Here is a 22,450-nt window from a genome sequence, read left to right as displayed (position 1 = left end):
GTCATGCTGCTGGCTCAAATTAGCGACCTGCATATCAAGCAACCCGGCGCACTCGCGTATCGCCGCGTCGATACCGCCCCCTACCTCGCGCGCTGCGTCGACGCGCTCAACGCGCTCACACCGCGCCCCGACGCGGTGTTGATCACCGGCGACCTCGTCGATCAGGGTGACCCCCAGCAGTACGCACACCTGAAAACACTGCTCGCGCCGCTCGCGATTCCCTACTTCCTGATGGTCGGCAATCACGACGAACGCAACGCGCTGCGCGCGGCGTTTCCCGAGCGCGAGGAATTGCTGAGCGGCGGCGAGTTCGTGCAGTACGCGCTCGACGTCGGCCCGCTGCGCGTGATCGCGCTCGATTCGCTGGTGACCGGTTCGAGCGCCGGCATGCTGTGCGACACGCGGCTCGCGTGGCTCGAGCGGCAGCTCGATGCGGCGCGCGGCAAGCCGGTCGTGGTCGCGCTGCATCACCCGCCGTTCGCGTGCGGCATCGGGCATATGGACGAGATCCGGCTCGACCGGGCGGCGTCGCACAAGCTCGCGGCGTTGATCGCTCAGCATCCCAACGTCGAGCGCGTGCTCTGCGGGCACGTGCATCGGTCGATGTTCGTGCGCTTCGGCGGCACGATCGCGAGCGCGATTCCAGCGCCCGCGCACCAGGTGGCGCTCGATTTTCGCGAGGACGGACCGTCGGCGTTCGTGATGGAGCCACCCGCGTATGCGCTCCATTACTACGATTCGGCGACGGGCATCGTCACGCATCATGCGTATGTCGACGCGGCCGACGGCCCGCATCCGTTCTACGACGCTGGCGCGTTGATCGACTGAACCGCCGGACACACTTCGCAACCGCCTGACACCGGATGCGCGGGCGAGCCTCGCGCGGCCGTCAGCACGAACCCCGCCGCTCCGGTATGATCGGCACGCTTGAGGACCGCGCATGGGCCGGTCCGTCGATCCGCCCCTGTCATGTCCACTTCCGACGCTTCCACTTCCGCTTCCTCCGCCCGGTCGTTGCGCGGCGTCTTGCTGCTGCTAGCGACGATCGCCGGTATCTCGGTCGCGAACATCTATTTCAACCAGCCGTTGCTCGACAACTTCCGCCAGTCGTTTCCGGACAGCGCGTCATGGGTCGGCGCGGTGCCGGCCGTCACGCAGCTCGGCTACGCCGCCGGCATGCTGCTGCTCGCGCCGCTCGGCGATCGCTTCGACCGGCGTCTGCTGATCCTGCTGCAGATCGCCGGCATGTGCGTCGCGCTTATCGTCGCAGCGTCGGCGCCGACGCTCGCGGTGCTGATCGTCACGAGTCTCGCGATCGGCGTGCTCGCGACGATCGCGCAACAGGCGGTGCCCTTCGCGGCCGAACTCGCGCCGCCATCCGAGCGCGGCCATGCGGTCGGCACCGTGATGAGCGGCCTGCTGCTCGGCATCCTGCTCGCGCGGACCGCGGCGGGCATCGTCGCCGAATACTTCGGCTGGCGCGCGGTGTTTGGCGCATCCGTCGTCGCGCTGCTCGCGCTCGCGGTCGTCATCGTTTTGCGTTTGCCGAAGAGTCAGCCCACCTCGACGTTGCCGTACGGCAAGCTGCTCGTGTCGATGTGGCACCTGGTCACCGAGCATCGCGCGCTGCGCGAGGCGTCGCTGACCGGTGCGGCGTTGTTCGGCGCGTTCAGCATTTTCTGGTCGGTGCTCGCGCTGCTGCTCGCGGGCGCGCCGTTTCATCTCGGGCCGCAGGCGGCGGGGCTGTTCGGTATCGTCGGCGCGGCCGGCGCGCTGGCCGCGCCGCTCGCCGGCAAGTTCGCCGATCGGCGTGGACCGCGCGCCATCATCACCGTGTCGCTCGTGCTGGTCGTGATCGCGTTCGTGATTTTCGGCGCTTCGGCGAAGAGCATCGCTGGCCTCGTGGTCGGCGTGATCGTTCTCGACATCGGCGTGCAGGCCGCGCAGATTTCGAATCAGTCGCGCATCTACGCCTTGAAGCCCGATGCGCGCAGCCGCGTGAATACCGTGTACATGGTCGCGTATTTCATCGGCGGGGCGCTGGGCTCGGGTGTCGGCGCGATCGTGTGGCCGGTGTTCGGGTGGGTCGGCGTGACTATCGCGGGGATCGCGTTTGCCGGGCTCGGCGCGTGGAATCATTTGCGGTTGCCGGCGCGGGCTGGGCATTGATATCAGGCTGACCAGCGCCATCTCGGCGTATTCGTCGGTCGAGCAATTCCCGCAGTGGGGTGGATAGTCACCGCATCTGACGTGGCAATAATCAGCTGCGAGACGATCAATGCATATAACCGCCCGGTGAAACCGGAGGATCGTCTGTAATGAACGACACGTGGCTCGATCTCGCTCGGTTCATCCGCGAAATGCGCACTCCCGCCGGTCGAGTCGTTACACCCCGCCACCCCGCCCCAACGCATACTCATGCAGCGCATCGAGCACGCGATCGAACTCGAACGATTTGTCGTAAAAGTGCCGCACGCCATACTGCTCGCAGCGCTCGCGGTACGCGGGCAACGCGTGATTGGTCAGCACCGCCGCGAACATCGAATCGATCAGCCCCTCGCGCTGCAGATACGCGAGCACCGGCACGCCCGAGCCCTGCTTCAGCTGCAAATCGACGATCACCGCGTCGAACGCTTCGTCGCCGAGCAGCGCGATCGCCTGATCGGCGGAATCGGCATAGGCGGCCACGCGCAGCAGGCCCGACGCATCGATCGCCTCCACGAGGCTGCGGCGGATCAGCGGCGAATCCTCGATCAGCAGCACGCGCAACGGCGCGCGGCTGGCTGACTCGGTAGCGGGGTTCGGTTCGCTGTTCATCGGGATATCTCGATCGTCCGTCATTCGATCAGGCCATTCTTGATCGCGTAATACGTGAGGTCCGAGTTGTTCGCGAGACGCATCTTCTCGAGCACCCGCGCGCGATACGTGCTCACCGTTTTGACCGACAGATGCAGCTCTTCGGCAATCTCGGTCGGCAACTGGCCGGCCGCGAGCTTGCAGAAGATCTGGAATTCGCGCTCCGACAGCGCTTCATGCGGACGCCCCGCGGCAGGCTTGTCGAGATTGTCGGCAAGCGCGTCGGCGACCGCCTCCGACAGATAGCGATGCCCGCGCGCGACCGAGCGGATCGCGCGCACGATTTCCTCCGGCTCGCAGTCCTTGTTCAGATAGCCGTTCGCGCCCGCGCGCAGCAGATTGATCGCGTACTGGCTCTCGGGGTAGCCCGACAGGATCAGCACGCCCTGCTCGGGACGCACCTGCCTGATCACACGCAAGGTGTCGATGCCGTTCTTGTCCGGCATCGCGATGTCGAGCAGCACGACGTCGAATGCCTGCTCGCGCACGAGGCAGATCGCTTCCTCGCCGGTGGCGGCCTCGGCGGCGACGCACATGTCCGGCTCGTCGGCGACGAACTGTCTGAAACCACCTCGAACGATCGCATGATCGTCAGCTATCAGCACTCGAATCATCGGTTGGGTTCCGTGCAAAGGGAGTCGCTCCGATGCGGACATTGTAATGATCCGGGGCCACGGCTGGACGCGGAACGCGAGGGCGGCTTCGCACCGCAGCCACCGGCATTCCCGAGTTCGCCCGCGACCCGGTCCGTCGACGCTTCCCTGTCGCCTGGTGCGCTACTCTCGCCCCGCGAGCAGATCCGCCATATCGTCGGCATGCTCTTCTTCGACCGCGAGAATCTCCTCGAACAGCCGGCGCGTGGTCACGTCCTTCTCGCCGAGATACCGTACGATCTCGCGGTACGTGTCGATCGCGATGCGCTCCGCGATCAGGTTCTCGCGAATCATGTCGGTCAGATCGGTGCCTTCCTTGTATTCCGAATGCGCGCGTGCCTTGATGCCGTCCGGCGCGAAATCCGGTTCGCCGCCAAGCTGCACGATGCGCTCGGCGATGCGATCGGCGTGCTCCTGCTCCTCGGTTGCGTGCTCGGCGAATTCCCTCGCGACCGCTTCCGAATTGATGCCCTTCGCCATGAAGTAATGGCGCTTGTAGCGCAGCGTGCAGACGATCTCGGTGGCGAGCGCGTCGTTGAGCAGCTTGAGCACCGTCTCGCGATTCGCGCCATAGCTCTGCGTGACCGGACCATCCGACATATGCTTGCGCGCGTCCTCGCGGATCTTCCTGATGTCCATCACGAACGTGTCGCCAGATTGCTTCGCCATCGAACTTCTCCTTTATCCGGTATTGGGTGAATCGCGCATCAGCACGAATCGCGCCCGATGCGCCGAGGGTGGAATCACGGCGCGTTTCGAACTCGGTCGCCTCAATCGGGGATTCAAGCGCCGCGCGTTCACGCGCCTTGTTGACTACCTGTTCCTACGTATTGCGTACTTCGCTGCCTACCTCATGTTGCGTTCATCCGGCTCGCGCGGCTAGGTTCGAAACACGCCGAGCAGCAACGTGACCACGAACACGACGAGGAAGATGTAGAACAGGATCTTCGCGATTTCGGCCGCGCCGGCCGCGATGCCGGTAAAGCCGAACACGGCTGCGATGATCGCAATCACGAAGAAGACGAGAGCATAGTGAAGCATGGCATTTCTCCCTTTTGTTGGCCTTCCAATCGACTACCAGCAAATCGCTCGCCTGCTGTGGGGGCGCGGCTTGCCGCCACTGCGATGGCCGCGCTAATCGATCGTTTTCTTCGTCACGACGAAGCCCAGTACGAGGAACACCACGCACAGCACGACAAAGACGAAGAACAGGAACTTCGCGATCGCCGCCGCGCCGGCCGCGATGCCGGTGAAGCCGAGAAGACCGGCGATCACCGCGACGATCGCGAAGAACAGTGCCCACTTCAACATGATGGCTTCCTCCCGAAACATTGCATGAACGATCGGGTCCATGCTATCGATGCGCGGCGCCGCGCGCATTCCGACGCTCGCCGTTTTTCGTGTGAGAATCCGCTTACATTGGATTACGACGATATTACGCGCGCGGCTTCGCACGATGCTGGAGTCGATGCCGGAGTCGATGCCCTCTTTCTGGAGCCGGAAGTGTCGAATCTGCAGAACCCGCCGGAACAACCTGGCGCGCGCGCCACGGCGCGGCTTGCCGACTGGATGCGCAATCGCAGCTGGGCGATCGCGATGACCGTGGCGATCGTGATCACGGTGGGAGGCCTCGTGATTCTGGAGACCGCGCGTCAGCGCATCACCGCCGAGTATGAGACCGCGCTTGAAGCGCGCGACGTCACCGTGCGACTGAGCACACTCGCGAGCGATCTGTCGCGCCTCACCGCGCAACAAAACCAGTTTCTTCTGACGAAGGACGACGCATCTGCCCACGCGTTCTGCGCGAGCGCCGCGCGCATCCGCGACACCACGCAGCAGTTGGACCACTTCTATCGCGGCGGCCGCGCGGACAGCGCGGAACTCGCGAGCTTCACGCAGATTCTCGCGCTAATCGACGCGCGCATCGGTGCGGGCGCCGCCGCGATGCAGCACGCCGCGCCGCATCCGCTCGATCTCGGCGCATGCGGGCCCGCGAGCGACGTCAATCCGGCGGACGCGTCACTGATCGACAGTACGCTCACGCTGCTGCGCGACAACGAGGAGCGCCGCGCTCAGCACGCGCTGGCCGCGAGCCGCGCCGATCAGCGGCTGTCGACGCTGTGCGCGGCGGGTCTGTCGGCGCTGAACATCGTGCTGTTCATCCTGCTGTTTCGCAATCTCGGCATCCAGATCGACCGGCAGGCGCGCGCGCAGCGTCAGTTGATCACGCAGCAGGAGGAACTCGACCAGCTCGTCAACGAGCGCACGCGGCAGCTCGAAGCGCTCGGCTGGCATCTGCAGGCGGTCAGCGAAAACGAAAAGACCCAGCTCGCGCGCGAGTTGCACGACGAGCTCGGCGCGATTCTGACCGCATGCCGGATGGACGTCGCATGGGCGCGCCGCAAGCTGAAGGACAGCGAGCCGGACATCGCCGACAAGCTGCAGCGCGCGCTCGCCAATCTCGACCAGGGCATCGCGTTGAAGCGGCGCATCATCGAGGACATGCGGCCGACCGTGTTGGCCAATTTCGGGCTCGTTACCGCGCTGCGCACGCTCGCCGACGAAGCCGCGCAGCGCAACAACTGGACGCTCGATCTGCACCTTCCCGCCGACGATATCCAGCTCGACGAGCAGACCGAAATCGCGCTGTTTCGGGTCGCGCAGGAATCGCTGACGAACGCCGCCAAGTACGCGCGGGCCTCGAAGGTCGGAATCGCATTGCGGGTCGGCGACGGCGAGGTCGCGCTGCATATCGCGGACAACGGCGTCGGCATCATGCCGGCCGACCTGAAGCGCACACATACGCACGGCCTGCTCGGCATGCGTCAGCGCGTGGCCGCGCATGGCGGGCGCTTCGACATCCGCCGTGGCGCGCAAAACGGCACCGACATCGACGTCGTGATGCCGAGCGCGAGCGCCGCGACGCCTTCGGTCGATCAGCCGCTGACGTCGCCGGCCACGCCGCCCACTTCGTCGCAAAGCCCCGTCTGACAGACGCTCGCCGCAGCGCCCCCAAGCCGTTGTAGGAGTGCGCCGACGCAAACACCGGAGCACGCCTACAACAAAATCGCGGCACGGCCGACAGCGCCGCCCCCGCCCTTTTTTTACCATGCAATCAGGCCGGTTCGAAACCGGGTCCAGACCTGATCGACTGGCATGGCCCCGGTCGGACGACATCAACCGATGCATTCTCGACAAGGAGAAGTTTCATGACTCGACTGATCGCTTTGCTTGTGCTTGCAGGAACCGCCATGCTTGTCACCGGCTGCAACACGATGGCGGGCGCCGGCGAAGATATTTCGAAGGGCGGCCACGCCATCACGAACGAGGCGGATAAGGCGAAATAAGCCGGCACATGGCAGCAGGATTTGCAAAGCCCGTCGCGGAATGCTGCGGCGGGCTTTTTTTGCGTGCTGGCTGGCACTCGACGCGACACGTTTTCAGAACGCGACGAAACGGCACGGCGACCCACCCTCGCGGATCGCCGTGCCGTCCCGCCCGGCGCGCGGTGTATCGTTCGTGCGGCCCCCACTTACACGGTCCCTGCATGTCTTACCAACGTCGCGACCGGCATCGTGCCGCGGCGGCCGGCGATTGCCGGCATCGGTTCGATGAGAACCGCGCCGCTATCAGGCGCTGCGCTTCTTCCGGTAATCGAACCAGAAAGACATCCCGACGCTGATCAGAATCACGATCGTCGCGATTACCGTCGAGCGGGTGACCGGCTCGCCGAGCAGCAGCGCGCCCAGCGCGACCGCGACGACCGGATTCACGTACATGCAGCTGCTCGCGATGATCGGGCTCGTGTGGCGAATCAGATAACCGTACGCGACGTACGCCGCCATCGTCCCAATCAACATCAGATACAGGAACGCGACGAGAGGCAGAAAATGCAGCTCGAGCATCCGCTCGCCCGACACCCACGCGACCAGCGTCGACATCGCGCCGCCGAGGCCGATCTGCAGCGAGGTCGACAGAAACAGGTCCGACGGCAGCTTCAGCTGTCCGGCCAGATGCGCGCCGCCGGCCCAGAACAGCGCGCCGCACAGAATCGCGAGACTGCCGCCCGTCGAGCCCGGCGTGCTGTCGCCGTGACTCAGAATCACGATGCCGGCGAGCCCTAGCCCGACCGCAAACCATTCGCCGCGGCCGATCTTGCGTCCGGCGACGGCCGCGATCACGGTCGCGAACAGCGGCACGGTCGCGACCATCACGGCCGCGGTGCCGGTGCCGACCGTGCGCATGCCGTAGGCGAGCATGCCGCTCGACAGACCCACCAGCATCGTGCCGACGAGGCCCGCGTTGCGGATTTCGGCGAAGCTCGGCCAGATCGGCTTGCGGCGCGCGGCGAACACGAACAGACCGATGCCGGCGAACAGGTTGCGCAAGCCCGACATCAGCAGCGGCGGGAACGAGCCGAGCGCGACGTGCACGCCCAGGTACGTCGAGCCCCACACCAGATAGACGACGGCAAGCGCGAGCGCGATCCGCCCGTTGCGCGACTGCGGCAGACGCAGCGGCCAGCCGCGCGGAGAAAAAGCCGAACGTTGCAGCGACATGCTTCAGCCCGCCGTCGCCACTCGACCCGCGCGATGCGCTCGATGCCCGCGAGGCGCCGAGCCTGCGTCGATACCTTTCGGGCGGGATGGCGGGCACCGCATCGGCGATGCGGTCGGACGGGCGAGGCTGGCGGACATGTCGGTGGAACGGTAAGACGATGGGCGGCGCCGGAAGCGCCAGAAACGGCGGTGGCGGCCGCGCCGGTCAGAACGACACGATGCAACGCGGCCGCGCTGCGCGGCGGCAAGGTTGGCAAAGCCGCGGCGCGCACCGCATTATGCAGTAAGCGCCGAGAACGCCACGCGACAGAATCGTAACTTTTTGGTTTCCCGCAACAGAAAAGCCGGGGACGCATCCCCGGCTTGCGGTCAGTGTCGGATCCTTTCGATGCGCGGCCATGCATCGAAAGGATCGCTAAGCGCCCTCGGCGCCGACTCAGTTGCCCATCGTGCCCGACGCCTCGTGCTTCATCGCGTCGCCGCCCTTTTTCATCGAGTCGTGCTTCATCGTGTCCTTTTTCGTGCCGTCCTTCGACATGCTGTCTTTGGACATCGAATCTTTCGACATCGCATTCTTCGACATCTCATCGTTGGACATCGCGCCGCTCGCCTGCGCGAAGGCCGTGCCGCCGCTTGCCAGCATCAACAACGCGATCGTGGTAACTGCAATCTTCTTCATGGGATGACTCCTTGGTGGTGGATGAATCGAAGCCGGCGAGAGCCGGCGTGCTTCCGAAGCCGCTGCCGCAAGCGCGCGTGCGCCCGCATGCGTCAGGAGCCTCCGAACCAGTTGTAGCCCTGGTCGACCCAATAGCCGCCGGGATACGTGTTGGTGACGAATATTTCGACGATGTGCTTCGGATTCTTGTAGCCGAGCTTGGTCGGCATGCGCAGCTTCATCGGGTAGCCGTATTTCGCGGGCAGCCGTTCGCCGTCGTAGGAAAACGTCAGCAGCGTTTGCGGATGCAAAGCGGTCGGCATGTCGATGCTTTCGAAGTAGTCGTCCGCGCATTTGAAGCCGACGTACTTCGCCGTCGTGTCCGCGCCGACGCGCCGCAGAAAATCGCGGAATGGCGTGCCGCCCCACCGGCCGATCGCGCTCCAGCCTTCGACGCAGATATGTCGCGTGATCTGCTCCGCGTGAGGCAGCGCGTACAGCTCGGGCAGCGTCCACACGCGCTGGCCGGTTACGAGACCGCTCAGCTTCAATTGATAATCTGAGCCGTCGACGTGCGGCACGTCGTCGATGCCGTAGTACGCGTTAAATGGAAACGGCCGCGTGATCTGCGCTTCGGTGTAGGTCGGCGCGAGCTGCTTCGGATCGAACAGCGCGGCCTGCGCGCGATCGTTCAGCCGCGACACGGCGGTCAGGAAACGGTTCACGGAAGCGTCGTCGGTCAGCGAGCAGCCGGTCAGCATCGACAGGCCGCCGAGCGTCACGAGTTGCTTGCCGAACAGGCGTCGCGACGGCATCGCCAGTTCGCGCTTCGCATCGAGCAGGATCGATGCGCGGTCGAGCTTGTGACTAACACGATGTGTGGATGGGTCCGCTGGTTTCTCTATCGGCTTGTTCATGATTCGGTATCCGTTTGGAATTCGCGTTGCGTTTTCATGAGCGTGAGCGTGAGCATGAGCGTGAGCATGAGCGTGGGTAGCCGCGGCTCAACGTCCGCGCAGCATCGCGAGCAGCGAGCGCGGCACGAGCGCCACCATCGCCAGATGCACCGCAAGAAACGCGGCCAGCAGCGACATCGCGCTGAAGTGCACGATGCGCGCGTTGTCGTAGCCGCCCATCAGTTCGCGCAGCAGCGGAAACTGAACTGACTTCCAGATCGCGAGCCCCGATAGCACGAGCACGATCAGATCGACGATCGCGAACAGGTAGGCAAATTTCTGCACCGCGTTGTAGACGCGCAGATCGTCGTGCGACAGCTTCCCGCGCAAGGCGGCGATGAAATCGCGCAGTACCGCGCGCGGCGTCAGCGGCAGGAACTTGCGCACGAAACGCCCGCTCGCGAGATTCAGCGCGATATACATGAGACCGTTGAACACCAGCAGCCACATCGCCGCGAAGTGCCATTGCAGCGCGCCGCCGAGCCAGCCGCCCAGCGTGATCGCGGTCGGGAAGCTGAACGCTGGAAAGATCGGCGACGCGTCGTAGATGCGCCAGCCCGACAGCATCATCACGATCGCCGCGAGCGCATTCAGCCAATGCGTGATGCGCAGCCACAGCGGGTGAATGACGCCGCGCTTCGGTGCGGCGGGCGCGGCGGGTGCGCCGGGGCGCAAGGCGTGGGGTGTGGCCATGGGGCTCTCCTCAGGTAGCGGTGGAGAATGCGGCGCGCGATGTCGATCAACGGCACGCGGGAAGGTCGGTCGCTTGCAGCACGTCGCCGCTCGTGTCGCTTTCGACAAACGCTACCACGCCGAAGCGGTCGGCGGCGTTGGCGCTCGGATCGGCTTGCGCATCGACGCTCGCAGCGTGTACATCGATGTCCTGATGAATCCGCGCGTGACCGGAGACGAGCGGCACGGGCCCGAACCAGGCGCGCACGACGCGCTCGTGATGCAGCGTCGCGCCGCGGTTTTCGCCCGCGCCGACCTGCGTCGTCAGCGCGTTTTCATAGACCGCGAGATAGGCGCTCGACGCACCCGTGGTGGCAGTTGGCGTCGTGCTGAACTGCGCATCGACATCGAACGCGCCGGGCGCACGCGGGCTCAGCGCAAGTGCGACGCTCGCCTGGGCGGGTTCGGCGACGAGCTCGGCGATGCGGCGCTCGAAACTGTCGCGTTGCGACCAGTCGCGCAGCTCGCGGCCCGCGACGAACACTTCCGGCGTATAGAGCGTGTGCGCGCCCGCGAGACGCGTCAGCGTTTGCTGACGTTCGGTGAAGCGATGCTGGGAAAAGCGGTCGGTCCAGCCGAGGCTGTTCCAGTAGTCGACGTGCAGCGCGAGCGGCACGATGCCGTGCGCGGCACCGTCGCTTTTCCATTGACTGAGCCAGCGGTCGGCGGGCGGGCAGCTATCGCAGCCTTCGCTGCTGTACAGCTCGACGAGCGCGACGCGGTGCGCGGGGCTGTGCGTGGCGCACAGGGGCCCGGCCGCGTCGGCCGCACTTACGCCAGAACCGCTCAGCAGAAAAAGCGCGAGGCCGACGGCGGGCGTCGAAAAAGTCGTAAAGCGCTGAAGTATCGAGCGATTGTGCGCGGTCGACATGACGTGCTCCGATCGTAATCTGCACGTTTGTCGAACCGCGCGGCCGGTTATGACAAGCCTCTTTTAATTTTTTTCCGGCGTGGGATAAGCCAGCCAAAGCTCGCCCGCGACTCAGTCGTAACTGACCACCACCGTCAAACGGCAATCCTCTGACTGGCTTGAACGCAATGCGGACCACACCGCTTTCCTCTCGCACCGCACAAAAACGGTCAATCGACGGGCGCGACGTCGCAAACGGAGCTGCGTGAGACAGCGTGCTAACATTAAGCTTTCGTCTCGCTGCTGCCGCGCGGCCTCACGCTTTGTCGCCCGGCACCTCTCGATCGCTCGTCCCCAACACCTGGTCGTTTTGCCCGTGACTTCTCTGCGTCGTCCGACTTTCCGTGCTCTCGCCCGCTTGCGCCCATGCCGCGCAGGCGAGTGCGCGCGCGCGGACGTCGCGTCGCACGGCCCCGGCGAGACGTCCCGAACGGTCCCGCTTCACGCCGCCCGGCGCCCTCGCTGACGCAGCCCGCCACTACCCAGGGCCGCGTCGCCGGGCACCGGGCTCTCCCATTCGTCCACTCATCCGCCGACCACCCCATGGGTCGTTGCACGCGGCCATCCATGACCGCCTTATCCGGAGTCCTGATGATGAAGAAGATCAAAACCTGCTACCTGACCGAACTCGACGTGACCCGCCTCGAGAAATACGCGGCCGCCGACGCCAAGTTGCAGCACATGCTCGACGATGTGCTCGAACGCGCGGTGATCGTCGACTCGCACGACATCCCCGCCGACGTCGTCACGATGAACTCGCAAGCGACGCTGATCGACACGGCGAGCGGCGAACAGATGACGTGGACCGTCGTCTATCCGCCCAACGCCGATTTCGGGCAAGGGCGTCTGAACGTGTTCTCGCCGGCTGGCCTCGCGCTGCTCGGCGCGCGCCGCGGCGAGAGCGTCCGCTTCACGCCACCAAGCGGCGACCAGAAAGTGCTCAAGCTCGACAAAATCCTGTATCAGCCTGAAGCCGCCGACGATTTTTCACTGTAAGCCGGCCGTTCCCTCGCTGTAAGTTGCCTTGTCTGATGCGGTGTCGAATCAAGCATAGGAGATGTCTGGTTTCATCCGGACCAGTTTTTTTTGAGTCATTCAGACAGGTTGCCAAACCGCGGGCGGGCGGTGTATCGTGTGCGCTGCTAACGCGGGGGTCCTGCGTAGCGCGGAGCTGGAGGTCCGTGTTGCGTGGGTGAGAAATACCCTTTGAACCTGATCTGGATAATGCCAGCGCAGGGAAGCGTACGGATTTCGCTCCAGCCTCAAGGGCCTCACCTCTCCGCGATTTCCGACTACTTCCATCTCGGTCTCCTGCTTAGCCGCCCCACTTTGTACGGAGACTTACATGAACGCCAATCCGAAGTTTATTTCCGCCGAAGCCCACGTGGACGAGGCGGCCGTCGCGCCGTTGCCGAATTCGCGCAAGGTCTACGTGAGCGGCTCGCGCCCGGACATCCGCGTGCCGATGCGCGAAATCTCGCAGGCCGACACGCCCGACAGCTTCGGCGGCGAAAAGAATCCGCCGATCTACGTGTACGACACGTCGGGCCCCTACTCCGACCCGGACGCGGAGATCGACATCCGCGCGGGTCTGCCCGCGCTGCGCCAGGCGTGGATCGAGGAGCGCGGCGACACCGAGCCGCTGACCGGTCTGTCGAGCAGCTTCAGCCGCGAGCGCGCCGCCGATCCGGCCACCGCGCAGCTGCGTTTTCCGGGACTGCATCGCACGCCGCGCCGCGCGATCGCCGGCAGGAACGTGACGCAGATGCACTACGCGAAGCAAGGCATCATCACGCCGGAAATGGAATACATCGCGATTCGCGAAAACCAGCGCCGTGCCGAGTACCTGGAGACCCTGAAGACGAGCGGCCCGAACGGCGCGAAGCTCGCCGCGATGATGGGCCGTCAGCACCCCGGCCAGGCATTCGGCGCGAGCGCGTTCGGTCCGAACGGCCTCACCGAAATCACCGCGGAATTCGTGCGCGAGGAAATCGCGCGCGGCCGCGCGATCATCCCGAACAACATCAATCACCCGGAAAGCGAGCCGATGATCATCGGCCGCAACTTCCTCGTGAAGGTCAATGCGAACATCGGCAACTCGGCGGTGACATCGTCGATCGGCGAGGAAGTCGACAAGATGACGTGGGCGATCCGCTGGGGCGGCGACACGGTGATGGATCTGTCGACCGGCAAGCACATTCATGAAACGCGCGAATGGATCATCCGCAACAGCCCGGTGCCGATCGGCACGGTGCCGATCTATCAGGCGCTCGAAAAGGTCAACGGCAAGGCTGAAGACCTCACCTGGGAAATCTTCCGCGACACGCTGATCGAGCAGGCCGAGCAAGGCGTCGACTACTTCACGATCCACGCGGGCGTGCGTCTGCAATATGTGCCGCTCACGGCGAACCGGATGACCGGCATCGTGTCGCGCGGCGGCTCGATCATGGCGAAGTGGTGTCTCGCGCATCACAAGGAAAGCTTCCTGTACGAGCATTTCGAAGAGATCTGCGAAATCATGAAGGCCTACGACGTGGCCTTCTCGCTCGGCGACGGCTTGCGTCCCGGCTCGATCTACGACGCGAACGACGAAGCGCAACTGGGCGAGCTGAAGACGCTCGGCGAACTCACGCAGATCGCGTGGAAGCACGACGTGCAGGTGATGATCGAAGGTCCGGGCCATGTGCCGATGCAGCTGATCAAGGAAAACATGGACCTGCAGCTCGACTGGTGCGACGAAGCGCCGTTCTACACGCTCGGGCCGCTGACCACCGATATCGCGCCGGGCTACGACCACATCACGTCGGGCATTGGCGCCGCGATGATCGGCTGGTTCGGCACCGCGATGCTGTGCTACGTGACGCCGAAGGAACACCTCGGTCTGCCGAACAAGGACGACGTGAAGACCGGCATCATCACATACAAGCTCGCCGCGCATGCCGCCGATCTCGCGAAGGGTCATCCGGGTGCGCAGGTGCGCGACAACGCCCTGTCGAAGGCGCGCTTCGAATTCCGCTGGGAAGACCAGTTCAATCTCGGTCTCGACCCGGACAAGGCGCGCGAATTCCACGACGAAACACTGCCGAAGGATTCGGCCAAGGTCGCGCATTTCTGCTCGATGTGCGGCCCGCACTTCTGCTCGATGAAGATCACCCAGGACGTACGCGAGTTCGCCGCGCAACAAGGCGTCACCGACGACGAAGCGCTGAAGAAAGGCATGGAAGTAAAGTCGATCGAGTTCATGAAGCAAGGCGCGGAGATTTATCAGCGGCAATAAGCGGGTTGCGCGATTCGCGCGAACAGCACTGCAGTATCGAAGCCCGCCGGCATGGCGGGCTTTTCTTTTCCACCGCATCGAGCAGGCACGTTGCGTGCTGAGAAAAGGAAACATCTGTTTCCAACAACGAGCGGAGTCAGCATCATGGAATCGATCCGTCATCTCGGGACTCGTCTTGGTACGGTCGCAGCCGCCCTTTCACTCGTCGCGGGCCTCGCGGCATGCGGCGACATGTCTCCACGTACCCGCGACACCGCGATCGGCGCGGGTGTCGGCGGCGCTGCTGGCGCGGCGATCGGCGGCAATGGCTGGTCGACGCTGGGCGGCGCCGCGGTAGGCGGTGTCATCGGTAACCAGGTCGGCAAGTGAGCGGCAAGTGAGCGTTGCGGCCGATGAGCGTCTAACGGTTCATACAGGACAGCAAACGATTTTTTCGGACCACGATCCGGACTGCCGAGGGCGCCGGATGCGGCGCGCCCTCGTCCCGACAACGCGCGTGGAAATAGGCTGAAATATGCGGTTGCGGTTTTGCCACAGCGCTGCCGCGGCAAGAGCGTAAGCTCCTCATAACGACGTCGCGCAAGGCGGCATCGGTTCATCGAGGAGCACGCCATGAAGTCCCGCGTCGTCACCCATCCTTGCGTGGTGCGCCTCTCGACGCCACGCGGTTCGTCCAGTTTTTCCGCGAGGTTCGCGCGGCCCGCCACCGCGATTTGCGTGCTCGCCTCGAGTCTCTTTTTTGCAGGCTGCTATTACCCCGCCGGCTACTATCCCGCCGGCTATTACCCGTCGTACTATTCGACCGCGCCCGCGACCACAGCCGACCAAACCGCGCCGACGACCGATCAACAGCAGCCGCCTCAAGCCCAGGCGCAGATGCAGGTCGCACCGCAAGACATGCCGCCCGGTTATGCGGTTCCCGCGCCCGTGTATGCGGCGCCGCCGGTTTATCCCGCCTACTATCCGCCGCCGACTTATCCTTATCCCGCTTATTACGGCTACCCCGCCTACTACGGACCGTCGATTGCGATCGGCATTGGCGGTTATTGGGGCGGCCATTGGGGCGGCCATGGGGGCGGCCACTGGCATTGACCCGTCCTCTTTCGTCGCGGAGCGTGCACGCGCCGGCACTTCAACTGCCGGCGCGCGCGCTTTTTCAAGAGTCGTTTTTCCGCGCGTATCGCCCTCCGCCGCGCATACCCCGCCCGTACTTTCCCGGCTTGACGCGCCGATATGGCGCTCTATCCTTAGAAGGTTTCATGCAGCACCCGCTTAAATCGGGCGACGCCGCTTTGTCGAGGCCACTTGTGAGCGTCCGCCGAATCAGAGCGACGCGCCGTCATGCGCAATCCCCCGCGTCGAATTACACAACAACGAAGGAGACGTGATGTTTCATCAACTACTCACTCCGGTTGGCAATTCGCTTTTTCCGTCGTTCATCGTCGCCGCGCTGCCGATCATCGCCGTGCTCGCGCTGCTCGGCTGGGCGCGTAGACCCGCGTGGCAAGCATCGCTCGCGGGACTGATCATCGGTTTGATCGTGGCGATTTTCGTCTGGCAGTTTCCGGTCGGGCTCGCGTTCAACGCGGTCGCGGCTGGCGTCGTGTTCGCGATCTGGCCAGTGATGTGGATCGTGTTCACCGCGATCCTGCTGTACAACATCGCGCAGCGCTCGGGACGCTTCGAGGCCTTCCGCCTGTGGATGATCGACAACCTGCCGAACGACCGGCGCATCGTGCTCGTCGTGGTCGGCTTTTCGTTCGGCGCGCTGCTCGAGGGCATTTCGGGTTTCGGCACGCCGGTCGCGATCACGAGTTCGCTGCTGATCATGCTCGGCTTTCCGACGCTCGAAGCGCTGACCTTCACGCTGATCTTCAACACCGCGCCAGTCGCATTCGGCGCGCTCGGCGTGCCGATCACGGTGCTCGGCGCGGTCACGCATCTGCCGTCCGACGTGCTCGCGAAAATGGTCGGGCGGCAATTGCCTTTCTTCGCGGTCCTGCTGCCCTTCTATGTGATCGGCGTGTACGCGGGTTTTCGCAACATGCTGCGGATCTGGCCGGTGCTGCTGGTCTCGGGCGTCAGCTTCGCGCTGACCCAGTTCGTCGTCTCGAACTTCGTCAACTACAGCCTGACCGACGTGCTGTCTTCGCTGGTTTCGCTGATCCTCACCGTTGCGTTCCTGCGCGTCTGGAAACCCGCCGTCGATCCGAAATTCGCGGTCAACGTCGATCGCATCAGCGAGGTGCGCGGCAAGATCGGCGGCGCACAGGGCTGGTATCCGTGGATCATCGTGTCGGTCGTCGTGATCATCTGGACGATCGCGAGGATCTTCACGATCGGCGACATCAAGGTGTCGTGGCCCGGTCTCGACAAGGCCGTGTTCATCACGCTCTACAACACGCCGTACGGCGCGATCTGGGACTTCCAGCCGCTCGCGACCGGTACCGCGATCCTCGTCGCCGCGTTCATCACCGCGTTCGTCGTACGGCTCTCGCCCGCCGAGTTCGGCAAGGCGATCTCCGATACGTGGGTGCAAACGCGCATCGCGATCCTGACCGTGGCAACCATCGTCGGCCTCGCTTTCCTGATGAACTACTCGGGACTCACCTACACGCTCGGTCTCGGCGTTGCGTCGGTCGGGCCGCTGTTTCCGCTCGTGTCGGCGTTCCTCGGCTGGGTTGCGGTGTTCCTGTCGGGCAGCGATACGTCGGGCAATGCGCTGTTCGGCAATCTGCAGGTGGTCGCGGCCAACCAGCTCAATCTGAATCCGGTGCTGATGGCGGCGACCAACTCGTCGGGCGGCGTGATGGGCAAGATGATCTCGCCGCAGAACATCGCGACCGGCGTCGCGACCACCGAGTTGAAGGGCAAGGAAGGCGTCGTGTTCGCCAAGACCTTCAAACATTCGATTCTGCTGACGGTGCTGCTCGGCGTGCTCGTCTGGGCGCAGCAGAACGTCCTGCAATGGATGATTCCGCATTGAGGTCGCGCCAGTAACGGCGCAATGCAATTCACATCTTTTCGGACGGCCGCCCGCGCATCGCGGGCGCCGTTTCCGATCCGATCCCCACTTCCGTTCCGCCCATCGCAATTTTTCTCACATATCGGCGAGAATTGCTCGTTTGGCGCGCGCCCTCGCAGCGCTTACCATCGGCCTCATCGGACGCGGCTGTCTCCCGGATCTTGCCGTTTCATCCTGTACTGAAACGATTCGCGCGATCGCACTGTTACGATGAGCTGGCGTCCCGACTCAACTGCGCGCGGCGCCATTCCAATGAAAACCAGAAACCTGCTGCAACTGCTGATCCTCGCTGCCCTGTGGGGCGCATCGTTCCTGTTCATCCGCGTCGGCGTGACCGACTTCGGCGTCGCACCGCTGATGGCGCTGCGCGTCGGCATCGGCGCACTCTTTCTCGCGATCGTCCTGATCGCGCGACGGCCGCTGCAACAGTCCGCCACCGTGTTGCGCACGCGCGCAGTGCCGCTGCTCGTGGTCGGTATCCTCAATTCGGCGGCACCATTCTGCCTGTTCGCGTATGCCGAGCTGACGCTGTCGGCGGGCGTCACGTCGGTGATCAATGCGTGCGCGCCGCTGTGGGGCGCGCTGGTCGGCTTCCTGTGGCTGCGCGACCGGCTCAGCGCGTTGCGCACTCTCGGTCTCGTGGTCGGGTTTCTCGGCGTGCTGATGCTCGTGTGGGATCAGATCGCGGCGCCGGCCGGCTCGGCCGCCTCGCCGCTGAGCGTCGCGCTCGCGGCCGGCGCCGCGCTCGGCGCTACGCTGCTCTACGGCATCGCCGCCAACTACACGAAGCGTCATCTGACTGGCGTCGACGCGCTGACCGTCGCGACCGGCACGATGATCGGCGCGACGATCGTGCTGCTGCCGCTCGCGGTCATCTACTGGCCCGCCGCGCCAATCTCGCTGCGCGCGTGGGGCGCGGTGATCGCGCTCGGCGTCGCCTGTACCGGCATCGCGTACATGCTCTTCTTCCATCTGATCGCGGTCGCCGGGCCGACGCGCGCGATCACCGTGACCTTCGTGATTCCGATCTTCGGCATTCTGTGGGGCACGTTGTTTCTCGGCGAGACGGTGTCGTCCGGCATGCTCGAAGGGTGCGCGGTGATCCTGGTCGGCACCGCGTTGGCGACCGGCGTGGTCAAGCGCTTGCCGTGGATGGGGACGCGGCGCGCGGATACCTGAGCGCACGGTGTCAGTCGGCAACCGCGCCGCGTCGCGGCTTGCCGATCCGGTCACGTTACATCGGCTCACGCGCGCGCCCTTCGCGCGTCAAATGCATAGTCAAAAAAAACCGCCCGGATTTCTCCGGGCGGTCTCGTCGAACCGGCGGCGTCGGCCGCGAGGCTCTCGTATCAGTGCAACTGGTCGGCCATCAGGCTCATGATCTGCTTGGCCTGCGAGCTTTCGTCGAGCTGACCCTTGTCGTCGACTACGGCCACGCGGGTCTCGTTCGGCGTCACCGCGCGCACGTTCACGCGATACTGCCTGGCGACCTTCTCCTTCTTGCCGTGGAAGACCTGGCTCCAGAAGCCCTGCTCGGCCGACGACATATCCTTCGGATCGACGTAGCGCACGAAATAGAGGCCGCGGCTCAGGTCGCGATCGTCGACCGTGAAATTGCTGCGATCGAGCGCGAGGCCCACGCGCAGCCACGCGCGGTCATACGGCTCGGCGAGCGTGAGTTCGGTCGATGAGAGCTGCGCCGACGTGTTGTTGGCCGAATCCGCGTCCGGCATAGGCGGTTGCGCCGCGAGCACGACGTTCTGCGCGGCGACGGAGGCCGTCGCCGACTTCGCACCCGCCGTCGCCGCGTTCGGCGCGATCTGCGTGCCCGCGGGCGACAGCTCGGCGTTCTGCGTGCCACCCGCGTTGCTACCCGAATCGGCCCGCGCCAGCGAGACCATCAGGCGCTTCAGATATTCCTGCTCGAGCGCCGGGTCGTTCGGCTTGGGTTGCCACTGGGTCGACTCGTTGTTCGTACCGGTGATCGCCTCACGCATGCCTTTCTGGCTGACGAACACATAGGTGCCGCCCTTCGGCGCCGCTTCGAGACGCGTGCGGAACTTGTTGCGCTCCGAACTCACGTAGCTGTTGCCCATCGCCTTCGACAGCGTGTTGCGGATAAAGCCGTCGTTGATCTGCGCGTGGGTTTCGTTCCAGTCGGTTTCCATCACGCCCTTGTCGCGCTGGTCGACGACGAGCAGGAAGCCCTGCTCCTGCCAGAAGCGGCGGATTTGCGGCCAGGCCTGATCGGGCGTTTTATTGTCGATCACGAGCCAGCTCTCGGTGCCGTCGCGCTGGATGTGGATGCCCTGGACGGGCGGCACGACCGCGACCGCGTCGCCGGCCGGCGACTGTGCCTGGACCTGTTTCAGCGTGGACAGCGAGGTTTCGCCGCCCTGCGGCGGCAGCGAACGCTGATCGGCCGTCTCGTCGATCATGTTCGGCGGTACGGCAAGCGATACCTGCTTCGAACGGGAGTCGCTCCTATAGTCGATTTTGGTCGGCGACGAGGTGCCGCAGCCGGCGACCAGCCCGCCTGCCATGAGCATTACTGCAAACCGCTTGGTGAGACGAAAATCAGTCATGTTCGGGGAATCCTTCCGCTACGCCACGGCAAGTTTCCGTGGATCAACCCAACATTTTACCGGTCCCGGCGAGGCGTGTGCAAAAACTGGGGTTTGCCCGCGAATCGCCGCATGCCCCGGCTACGAAACGACCACGGGAAAAAAGTCCGCGCCCGTCATGATATTTGCCTTCTTATGAGGTAAATTTAACACTCAATAACACTTTCGAGTTGACATTAGGAGTATTCCCAAGTCTACGCCGGAGGCCCGCCGAATAAGGGCTTCCGGTCTGCATGCGGCTTGCTTTTCAACATGGCGTGCAGTCCTGTCCGCCGCGATGTGCAAAGACCAGAAAAAACCGGTGCTACGTTAATCGAGTTATCTCAATAAAAAATCCGGCGCCAAACGAGGAAGGCCTCATGTCCCAGTCCTGTCTCAATCCATCCGCGATCGCCTCGGCGATCGCCGTCGTCGCGTGCTGCGCGAGCTTCGGCGCGCATGCCGAATTGGGCGGCACGATGCCGAGCCAGGCGGTGTCGGGCGCGAGCGCGCCGCGCACGCTGCTCAATGGCGCACTGCGCGAGCGCACGTGGACCGACGCCGGCAATACGACCATCAACGAATACGCGACCAGCACCGGCCTGATCGTCGCCTACGCGTGGCAAGGCCCGACGATGCCGGATCTGCACGCGCTACTCGGCAAATATGGCGACTCTTACAAGACAGGCGCCGCGGCGGCGGCCGGCAGCGGCAATCTGCATTCGTCGCGCGTCACGCGCGCCGACGTGATCGTCGAGTCCGGCGGACCGATGCGCGGCTACGTCGGCCGAGCGTGGCTGCCGGCGGCTTTGCCCGCCGGCGTCACCTCCGACGACATCCAGTAACGCGTGCGCCCCGCACGCGTCGCTCGCGCCCCCTTCACGCCTGAGTTCCACCCGACGGATCGCCACGCCATGAAATCCGCCTTGCGTTTCCATGCCCTGCTTCTGATCGTCTGCGCGGCCCTCGTCGGCTGCGGGGGCGGAGGCGGCAGTTCCTCGTCCAGCTCGTCCGGCTCGGGCTCGACGCCGTCCGCGACCGCGCCGACCTCGTCGACCGGTTCCACGAGCGCGTCGAACACGACGCAGAGCGCGAACGTGCCGCAATCGACCACGCCCAACGTGCAGCCCGTCACGGTCGGCGTATCGCCCGGCAATACACGCAACATGCTGACGACGAGCGTCACCGTCTGCCTGGCCGGCACCAGCAACTGCGCGACGATCGACGACATCCAGGTCGACACCGGCTCGAACGGCCTGCGCATCCTCGCATCGGCGCTGCCGACGACCCTGTCGCTGCCGACCATCGCCGCGGGCGGCGGCGTGAGCGCCGAATGCGCGGTGTTCGGCAGCGGTTATGCGTGGGGCTCGATCCGCAACGCGGACGTACGCATGGCTGGCCAACAGGCGTCATCGATTCCGATCCAGGTCATCGCCGACAGTGCGCTGCCCGCCGCACCCACCGACTGCGCGAACTCCGGCGCGTCGCTGCTGACGGTGTCGAGCCTGCACTCGAACGGGATCCTCGGCGTGGGCCTGTTCCCGGTCGACTGCGGCAACGGCTGCTCGAACTCCGCATTGCCGCGCTGGTACTACAGCTGCACGACGAGCGGCTGCACCGCAACCGCGCAGCCGCTCGCACAGCAGGTGACCAACCCGGTCAGCGGCTTCCCGCTCGACAACAACGGCGTCGTGATCGACCTGCCGGCCGTCGCCGATGCGGGCGCGGCCAGCGTGTCGGGCTCGTTGATCTTCGGCATCGGCACCCAGTCGAACAACACGCTGACGAGCCCGAACGTCCTGAAGGCGAACGCGGCGACCGGCTACGTGACGACGAACTCGGGCGGTCAGACCTATGCGGTGAGCTATCTCGACAGCGGCTCGAACGGTCTGTTCTTCCACTCGACGCAGTTCCCGTTGTGCGGCTTCTGGTACTGCCCGACTTCGACGCAGTCGGCGAGCGCGTCGATCACCGGCATCGATGGGGTGTCGAGCACGGTGTCGTTCGACATAGCCAATTCGAGCACGCTATTCTCGTCGTCGAACAACGCGTTCGACAATCTCGCCGGCAATTCGAGTCAGGGCTTCGGCTGGGGCTTGCCGTTCTTTTACGGCAAACGCATTTACACGGCGATTGCGACGCGCAATACGTCGGCCGGCCAGGGGCCGTATTACGCGTTCTGAGATCGATTGGGTTGGATGCGCAGCGAGGGCGCGGAACG

The 22,450-nt window shown here is 64.7% G+C and carries 24 protein-coding genes, 1 pseudogene and 1 riboswitch; of the genes and pseudogenes, 14 read left to right on the top strand and 11 right to left on the bottom strand.

Features of this window, described 5'->3' with window-relative positions; all coding sequences use genetic code 11:
* Positions 1-3 precede the first annotated feature (3 nt).
* The 3 genes and pseudogenes from OKW44_RS36075 to OKW44_RS37040 form a co-directional block, all read left to right on the top strand.
* Positions 4-828 (top strand): phosphodiesterase, encoded by an 825-nt coding sequence (locus OKW44_RS36075; RefSeq protein ID WP_018421101.1) that lies wholly within the window; start codon positions 4-6, stop codon positions 826-828.
* A 141-nt stretch (positions 829-969) separates the two neighbouring features.
* Positions 970-2,169 (top strand): MFS transporter, encoded by a 1,200-nt coding sequence (locus OKW44_RS36070; protein ID WP_026225928.1) that lies wholly within the window; start codon positions 970-972, stop codon positions 2,167-2,169.
* Between the two features lie 27 nt (positions 2,170-2,196).
* Positions 2,197-2,319 (top strand): annotated as a pseudogene (locus OKW44_RS37040) (STM2901 family protein); the annotation flags it as partial.
* Positions 2,320-2,385: 66 nt separating this feature from the next.
* On the opposite strand, the gene OKW44_RS36065 reads toward OKW44_RS37040, so the two are convergent.
* From OKW44_RS36065 to OKW44_RS36055, 3 genes are all read right to left on the bottom strand, one after another.
* Positions 2,386-2,817 (bottom strand): response regulator, encoded by a 432-nt coding sequence (locus OKW44_RS36065; protein WP_018421103.1) that lies wholly within the window; start codon positions 2,815-2,817, stop codon positions 2,386-2,388.
* 20 nt (positions 2,818-2,837) lie between these two features.
* Entirely contained in the window at positions 2,838-3,470 is a 633-nt protein-coding gene (locus tag OKW44_RS36060) for a response regulator (RefSeq protein WP_018421104.1), read from the bottom strand.
* Positions 3,471-3,632: 162 nt separating this feature from the next.
* Entirely contained in the window at positions 3,633-4,178 is a 546-nt protein-coding gene (locus OKW44_RS36055; protein WP_018421105.1) for a ferritin-like domain-containing protein, read from the bottom strand.
* On the opposite strand from OKW44_RS36055, the gene OKW44_RS36050 reads away from it, so the two are divergent.
* Entirely contained in the window at positions 4,141-4,392 is a 252-nt protein-coding gene (locus OKW44_RS36050) for a hypothetical protein (protein WP_162633980.1), read from the top strand. The genes OKW44_RS36055 and OKW44_RS36050 overlap by 38 nt on opposite strands.
* Here OKW44_RS36050 and OKW44_RS36045 read toward each other — a convergent pair.
* Positions 4,389-4,550: a DUF1328 domain-containing protein gene (locus OKW44_RS36045; RefSeq protein WP_012400904.1), complete on the bottom strand. Its 162-nt coding sequence runs from the start codon at positions 4,548-4,550 to the stop codon at positions 4,389-4,391. The two genes, OKW44_RS36050 and OKW44_RS36045, sit on opposite strands and share 4 nt — an antisense overlap.
* A 93-nt stretch (positions 4,551-4,643) precedes the next feature.
* Complete coding sequence (locus OKW44_RS36040; RefSeq protein ID WP_026225929.1) at positions 4,644-4,820, bottom strand: DUF1328 family protein; 177 nt, start codon at positions 4,818-4,820, stop codon at positions 4,644-4,646.
* 192 nt (positions 4,821-5,012) lie between these two features.
* Here OKW44_RS36040 and OKW44_RS36035 point away from each other — a divergent pair, with 192 nt between their 5' ends.
* Entirely contained in the window at positions 5,013-6,500 is a 1,488-nt protein-coding gene (locus tag OKW44_RS36035) for a sensor histidine kinase (RefSeq protein ID WP_035471066.1), read from the top strand.
* 218 nt (positions 6,501-6,718) lie between these two features.
* A complete protein-coding gene (locus OKW44_RS36030) occupies positions 6,719-6,856 on the top strand; it encodes an entericidin A/B family lipoprotein (protein WP_018421109.1) in 138 nt (45 codons plus the stop codon).
* A 282-nt stretch (positions 6,857-7,138) separates the two neighbouring features.
* Here OKW44_RS36030 and OKW44_RS36025 read toward each other — a convergent pair whose 3' ends face one another.
* The 5 genes from OKW44_RS36025 to OKW44_RS36005 form a co-directional block, all read right to left on the bottom strand.
* Complete coding sequence (locus tag OKW44_RS36025; RefSeq protein ID WP_018421110.1) at positions 7,139-8,068, bottom strand: EamA family transporter; 930 nt, start codon at positions 8,066-8,068, stop codon at positions 7,139-7,141.
* Between the two features lie 436 nt (positions 8,069-8,504).
* Positions 8,505-8,747: a pentapeptide MXKDX repeat protein gene (locus OKW44_RS36020; RefSeq protein ID WP_018421112.1), complete on the bottom strand. Its 243-nt coding sequence runs from the start codon at positions 8,745-8,747 to the stop codon at positions 8,505-8,507.
* Positions 8,748-8,839: 92 nt separating this feature from the next.
* Positions 8,840-9,643, bottom strand: coding sequence for a molybdopterin-dependent oxidoreductase (locus OKW44_RS36015; RefSeq protein WP_018421113.1), 804 nt, complete (start codon positions 9,641-9,643; stop codon positions 8,840-8,842).
* Between the two features lie 87 nt (positions 9,644-9,730).
* The gene (locus OKW44_RS36010; RefSeq protein ID WP_018421114.1) at positions 9,731-10,375 is read right to left on the bottom strand and encodes a cytochrome b/b6 domain-containing protein; all 645 of its coding nucleotides are present in this window, start codon (positions 10,373-10,375) and stop codon (positions 9,731-9,733) included.
* A gap of 46 nt (positions 10,376-10,421) precedes the next feature.
* Positions 10,422-11,285, bottom strand: a complete 864-nt coding sequence (locus tag OKW44_RS36005) for a DUF1223 domain-containing protein (RefSeq protein ID WP_018421115.1) — start codon at positions 11,283-11,285, stop codon at positions 10,422-10,424.
* Positions 11,286-11,915: 630 nt separating this feature from the next.
* Here OKW44_RS36005 and OKW44_RS36000 point away from each other — a divergent pair.
* From OKW44_RS36000 to OKW44_RS35975, 6 genes are all read left to right on the top strand, one after another.
* Positions 11,916-12,320: a GreA/GreB family elongation factor gene (locus OKW44_RS36000; protein WP_018421116.1), complete on the top strand. Its 405-nt coding sequence runs from the start codon at positions 11,916-11,918 to the stop codon at positions 12,318-12,320.
* Between the two features lie 143 nt (positions 12,321-12,463).
* Positions 12,464-12,581, top strand: a riboswitch (TPP riboswitch).
* An 88-nt stretch (positions 12,582-12,669) separates the two neighbouring features.
* Positions 12,670-14,601 carry a phosphomethylpyrimidine synthase ThiC gene (thiC, locus tag OKW44_RS35995; RefSeq protein ID WP_018421117.1) on the top strand — a complete coding sequence of 644 codons (1,932 nt, stop codon included), beginning with the start codon at positions 12,670-12,672 and terminating at the stop codon, positions 14,599-14,601.
* A gap of 144 nt (positions 14,602-14,745) precedes the next feature.
* The gene (locus tag OKW44_RS35990) at positions 14,746-14,970 is read left to right on the top strand and encodes a YMGG-like glycine zipper-containing protein (protein WP_018421118.1); all 225 of its coding nucleotides are present in this window, start codon (positions 14,746-14,748) and stop codon (positions 14,968-14,970) included.
* A 243-nt stretch (positions 14,971-15,213) separates the two neighbouring features.
* Positions 15,214-15,693, top strand: a complete 480-nt coding sequence (locus OKW44_RS35985; protein ID WP_018421119.1) for a hypothetical protein — start codon at positions 15,214-15,216, stop codon at positions 15,691-15,693.
* 295 nt (positions 15,694-15,988) lie between these two features.
* Positions 15,989-17,587, top strand: a complete 1,599-nt coding sequence (locus OKW44_RS35980; protein ID WP_018421120.1) for an L-lactate permease — start codon at positions 15,989-15,991, stop codon at positions 17,585-17,587.
* A gap of 291 nt (positions 17,588-17,878) precedes the next feature.
* Positions 17,879-18,805, top strand: coding sequence for a DMT family transporter (locus OKW44_RS35975; RefSeq protein ID WP_035471069.1), 927 nt, complete (start codon positions 17,879-17,881; stop codon positions 18,803-18,805).
* A gap of 170 nt (positions 18,806-18,975) precedes the next feature.
* On the opposite strand, the gene bamC is transcribed toward OKW44_RS35975, so the two are convergent.
* Positions 18,976-20,211, bottom strand: a complete 1,236-nt coding sequence (gene bamC / locus OKW44_RS35970) for an NlpB/DapX family lipoprotein (RefSeq protein ID WP_018421122.1) — start codon at positions 20,209-20,211, stop codon at positions 18,976-18,978.
* Between the two features lie 398 nt (positions 20,212-20,609).
* Here bamC and OKW44_RS35965 point away from each other — a divergent pair, with 398 nt between their 5' ends.
* Together OKW44_RS35965 and OKW44_RS35960 are read left to right on the top strand one after the other, a co-directional pair.
* Positions 20,610-21,074, top strand: a complete 465-nt coding sequence (locus tag OKW44_RS35965) for a DUF2844 domain-containing protein (protein ID WP_018421123.1) — start codon at positions 20,610-20,612, stop codon at positions 21,072-21,074.
* 69 nt (positions 21,075-21,143) lie between these two features.
* On the top strand, positions 21,144-22,412 hold the full coding sequence (locus OKW44_RS35960) for a DUF3443 domain-containing protein (protein ID WP_018421124.1): 1,269 nt from the start codon (positions 21,144-21,146) through the stop codon (positions 22,410-22,412).
* Positions 22,413-22,450: the final 38 nt, after the last annotated feature.

It is taken from the genome of Paraburkholderia lebeckiae, from assembly GCF_050436325.1.
Classification (GTDB): domain Bacteria; phylum Pseudomonadota; class Gammaproteobacteria; order Burkholderiales; family Burkholderiaceae; genus Paraburkholderia; species Paraburkholderia tuberum.
This window is presented reverse-complemented; position numbering and strand designations above follow the sequence as displayed.

Excerpts from the sequence above, each read along its gene's own strand:
- OKW44_RS36025 (WP_018421110.1), bottom strand. The coding sequence starts at position 8,068 with ATGTCGCTGCAACGTTCGGCTTTTTCTCCGCGCGGCTGGCCGCTGCGT.
- OKW44_RS36010 (WP_018421114.1), bottom strand. The coding sequence starts at position 10,375 with ATGGCCACACCCCACGCCTTGCGCCCCGGCGCACCCGCCGCGCCCGCC.
- OKW44_RS35990 (WP_018421118.1), top strand. The coding sequence starts at position 14,746 with ATGGAATCGATCCGTCATCTCGGGACTCGTCTTGGTACGGTCGCAGCC.
- OKW44_RS35980 (WP_018421120.1), top strand. The coding sequence starts at position 15,989 with ATGTTTCATCAACTACTCACTCCGGTTGGCAATTCGCTTTTTCCGTCG.
- OKW44_RS35985 (WP_018421119.1), top strand. The coding sequence starts at position 15,214 with ATGAAGTCCCGCGTCGTCACCCATCCTTGCGTGGTGCGCCTCTCGACG.
- OKW44_RS36005 (WP_018421115.1), bottom strand. The coding sequence starts at position 11,285 with ATGTCGACCGCGCACAATCGCTCGATACTTCAGCGCTTTACGACTTTT.
- OKW44_RS36055 (WP_018421105.1), bottom strand. The coding sequence starts at position 4,178 with ATGGCGAAGCAATCTGGCGACACGTTCGTGATGGACATCAGGAAGATC.
- bamC (WP_018421122.1), bottom strand. The coding sequence starts at position 20,211 with ATGACTGATTTTCGTCTCACCAAGCGGTTTGCAGTAATGCTCATGGCA.
- OKW44_RS35975 (WP_035471069.1), top strand. The coding sequence starts at position 17,879 with ATGAAAACCAGAAACCTGCTGCAACTGCTGATCCTCGCTGCCCTGTGG.
- OKW44_RS35960 (WP_018421124.1), top strand. The coding sequence starts at position 21,144 with ATGAAATCCGCCTTGCGTTTCCATGCCCTGCTTCTGATCGTCTGCGCG.
- OKW44_RS36045 (WP_012400904.1), bottom strand. The coding sequence starts at position 4,550 with ATGCTTCACTATGCTCTCGTCTTCTTCGTGATTGCGATCATCGCAGCC.
- thiC (WP_018421117.1), top strand. The coding sequence starts at position 12,670 with ATGAACGCCAATCCGAAGTTTATTTCCGCCGAAGCCCACGTGGACGAG.
- OKW44_RS36060 (WP_018421104.1), bottom strand. The coding sequence starts at position 3,470 with ATGATTCGAGTGCTGATAGCTGACGATCATGCGATCGTTCGAGGTGGT.
- OKW44_RS36070 (WP_026225928.1), top strand. The coding sequence starts at position 970 with ATGTCCACTTCCGACGCTTCCACTTCCGCTTCCTCCGCCCGGTCGTTG.
- OKW44_RS36015 (WP_018421113.1), bottom strand. The coding sequence starts at position 9,643 with ATGAACAAGCCGATAGAGAAACCAGCGGACCCATCCACACATCGTGTT.
- OKW44_RS36020 (WP_018421112.1), bottom strand. The coding sequence starts at position 8,747 with ATGAAGAAGATTGCAGTTACCACGATCGCGTTGTTGATGCTGGCAAGC.
- OKW44_RS36075 (WP_018421101.1), top strand. The coding sequence starts at position 4 with ATGCTGCTGGCTCAAATTAGCGACCTGCATATCAAGCAACCCGGCGCA.
- OKW44_RS36040 (WP_026225929.1), bottom strand. The coding sequence starts at position 4,820 with ATGTTGAAGTGGGCACTGTTCTTCGCGATCGTCGCGGTGATCGCCGGT.
- OKW44_RS36000 (WP_018421116.1), top strand. The coding sequence starts at position 11,916 with ATGATGAAGAAGATCAAAACCTGCTACCTGACCGAACTCGACGTGACC.
- OKW44_RS36065 (WP_018421103.1), bottom strand. The coding sequence starts at position 2,817 with ATGAACAGCGAACCGAACCCCGCTACCGAGTCAGCCAGCCGCGCGCCG.
- OKW44_RS35965 (WP_018421123.1), top strand. The coding sequence starts at position 20,610 with ATGTCCCAGTCCTGTCTCAATCCATCCGCGATCGCCTCGGCGATCGCC.
- OKW44_RS36050 (WP_162633980.1), top strand. The coding sequence starts at position 4,141 with ATGTCCATCACGAACGTGTCGCCAGATTGCTTCGCCATCGAACTTCTC.
- OKW44_RS36030 (WP_018421109.1), top strand. The coding sequence starts at position 6,719 with ATGACTCGACTGATCGCTTTGCTTGTGCTTGCAGGAACCGCCATGCTT.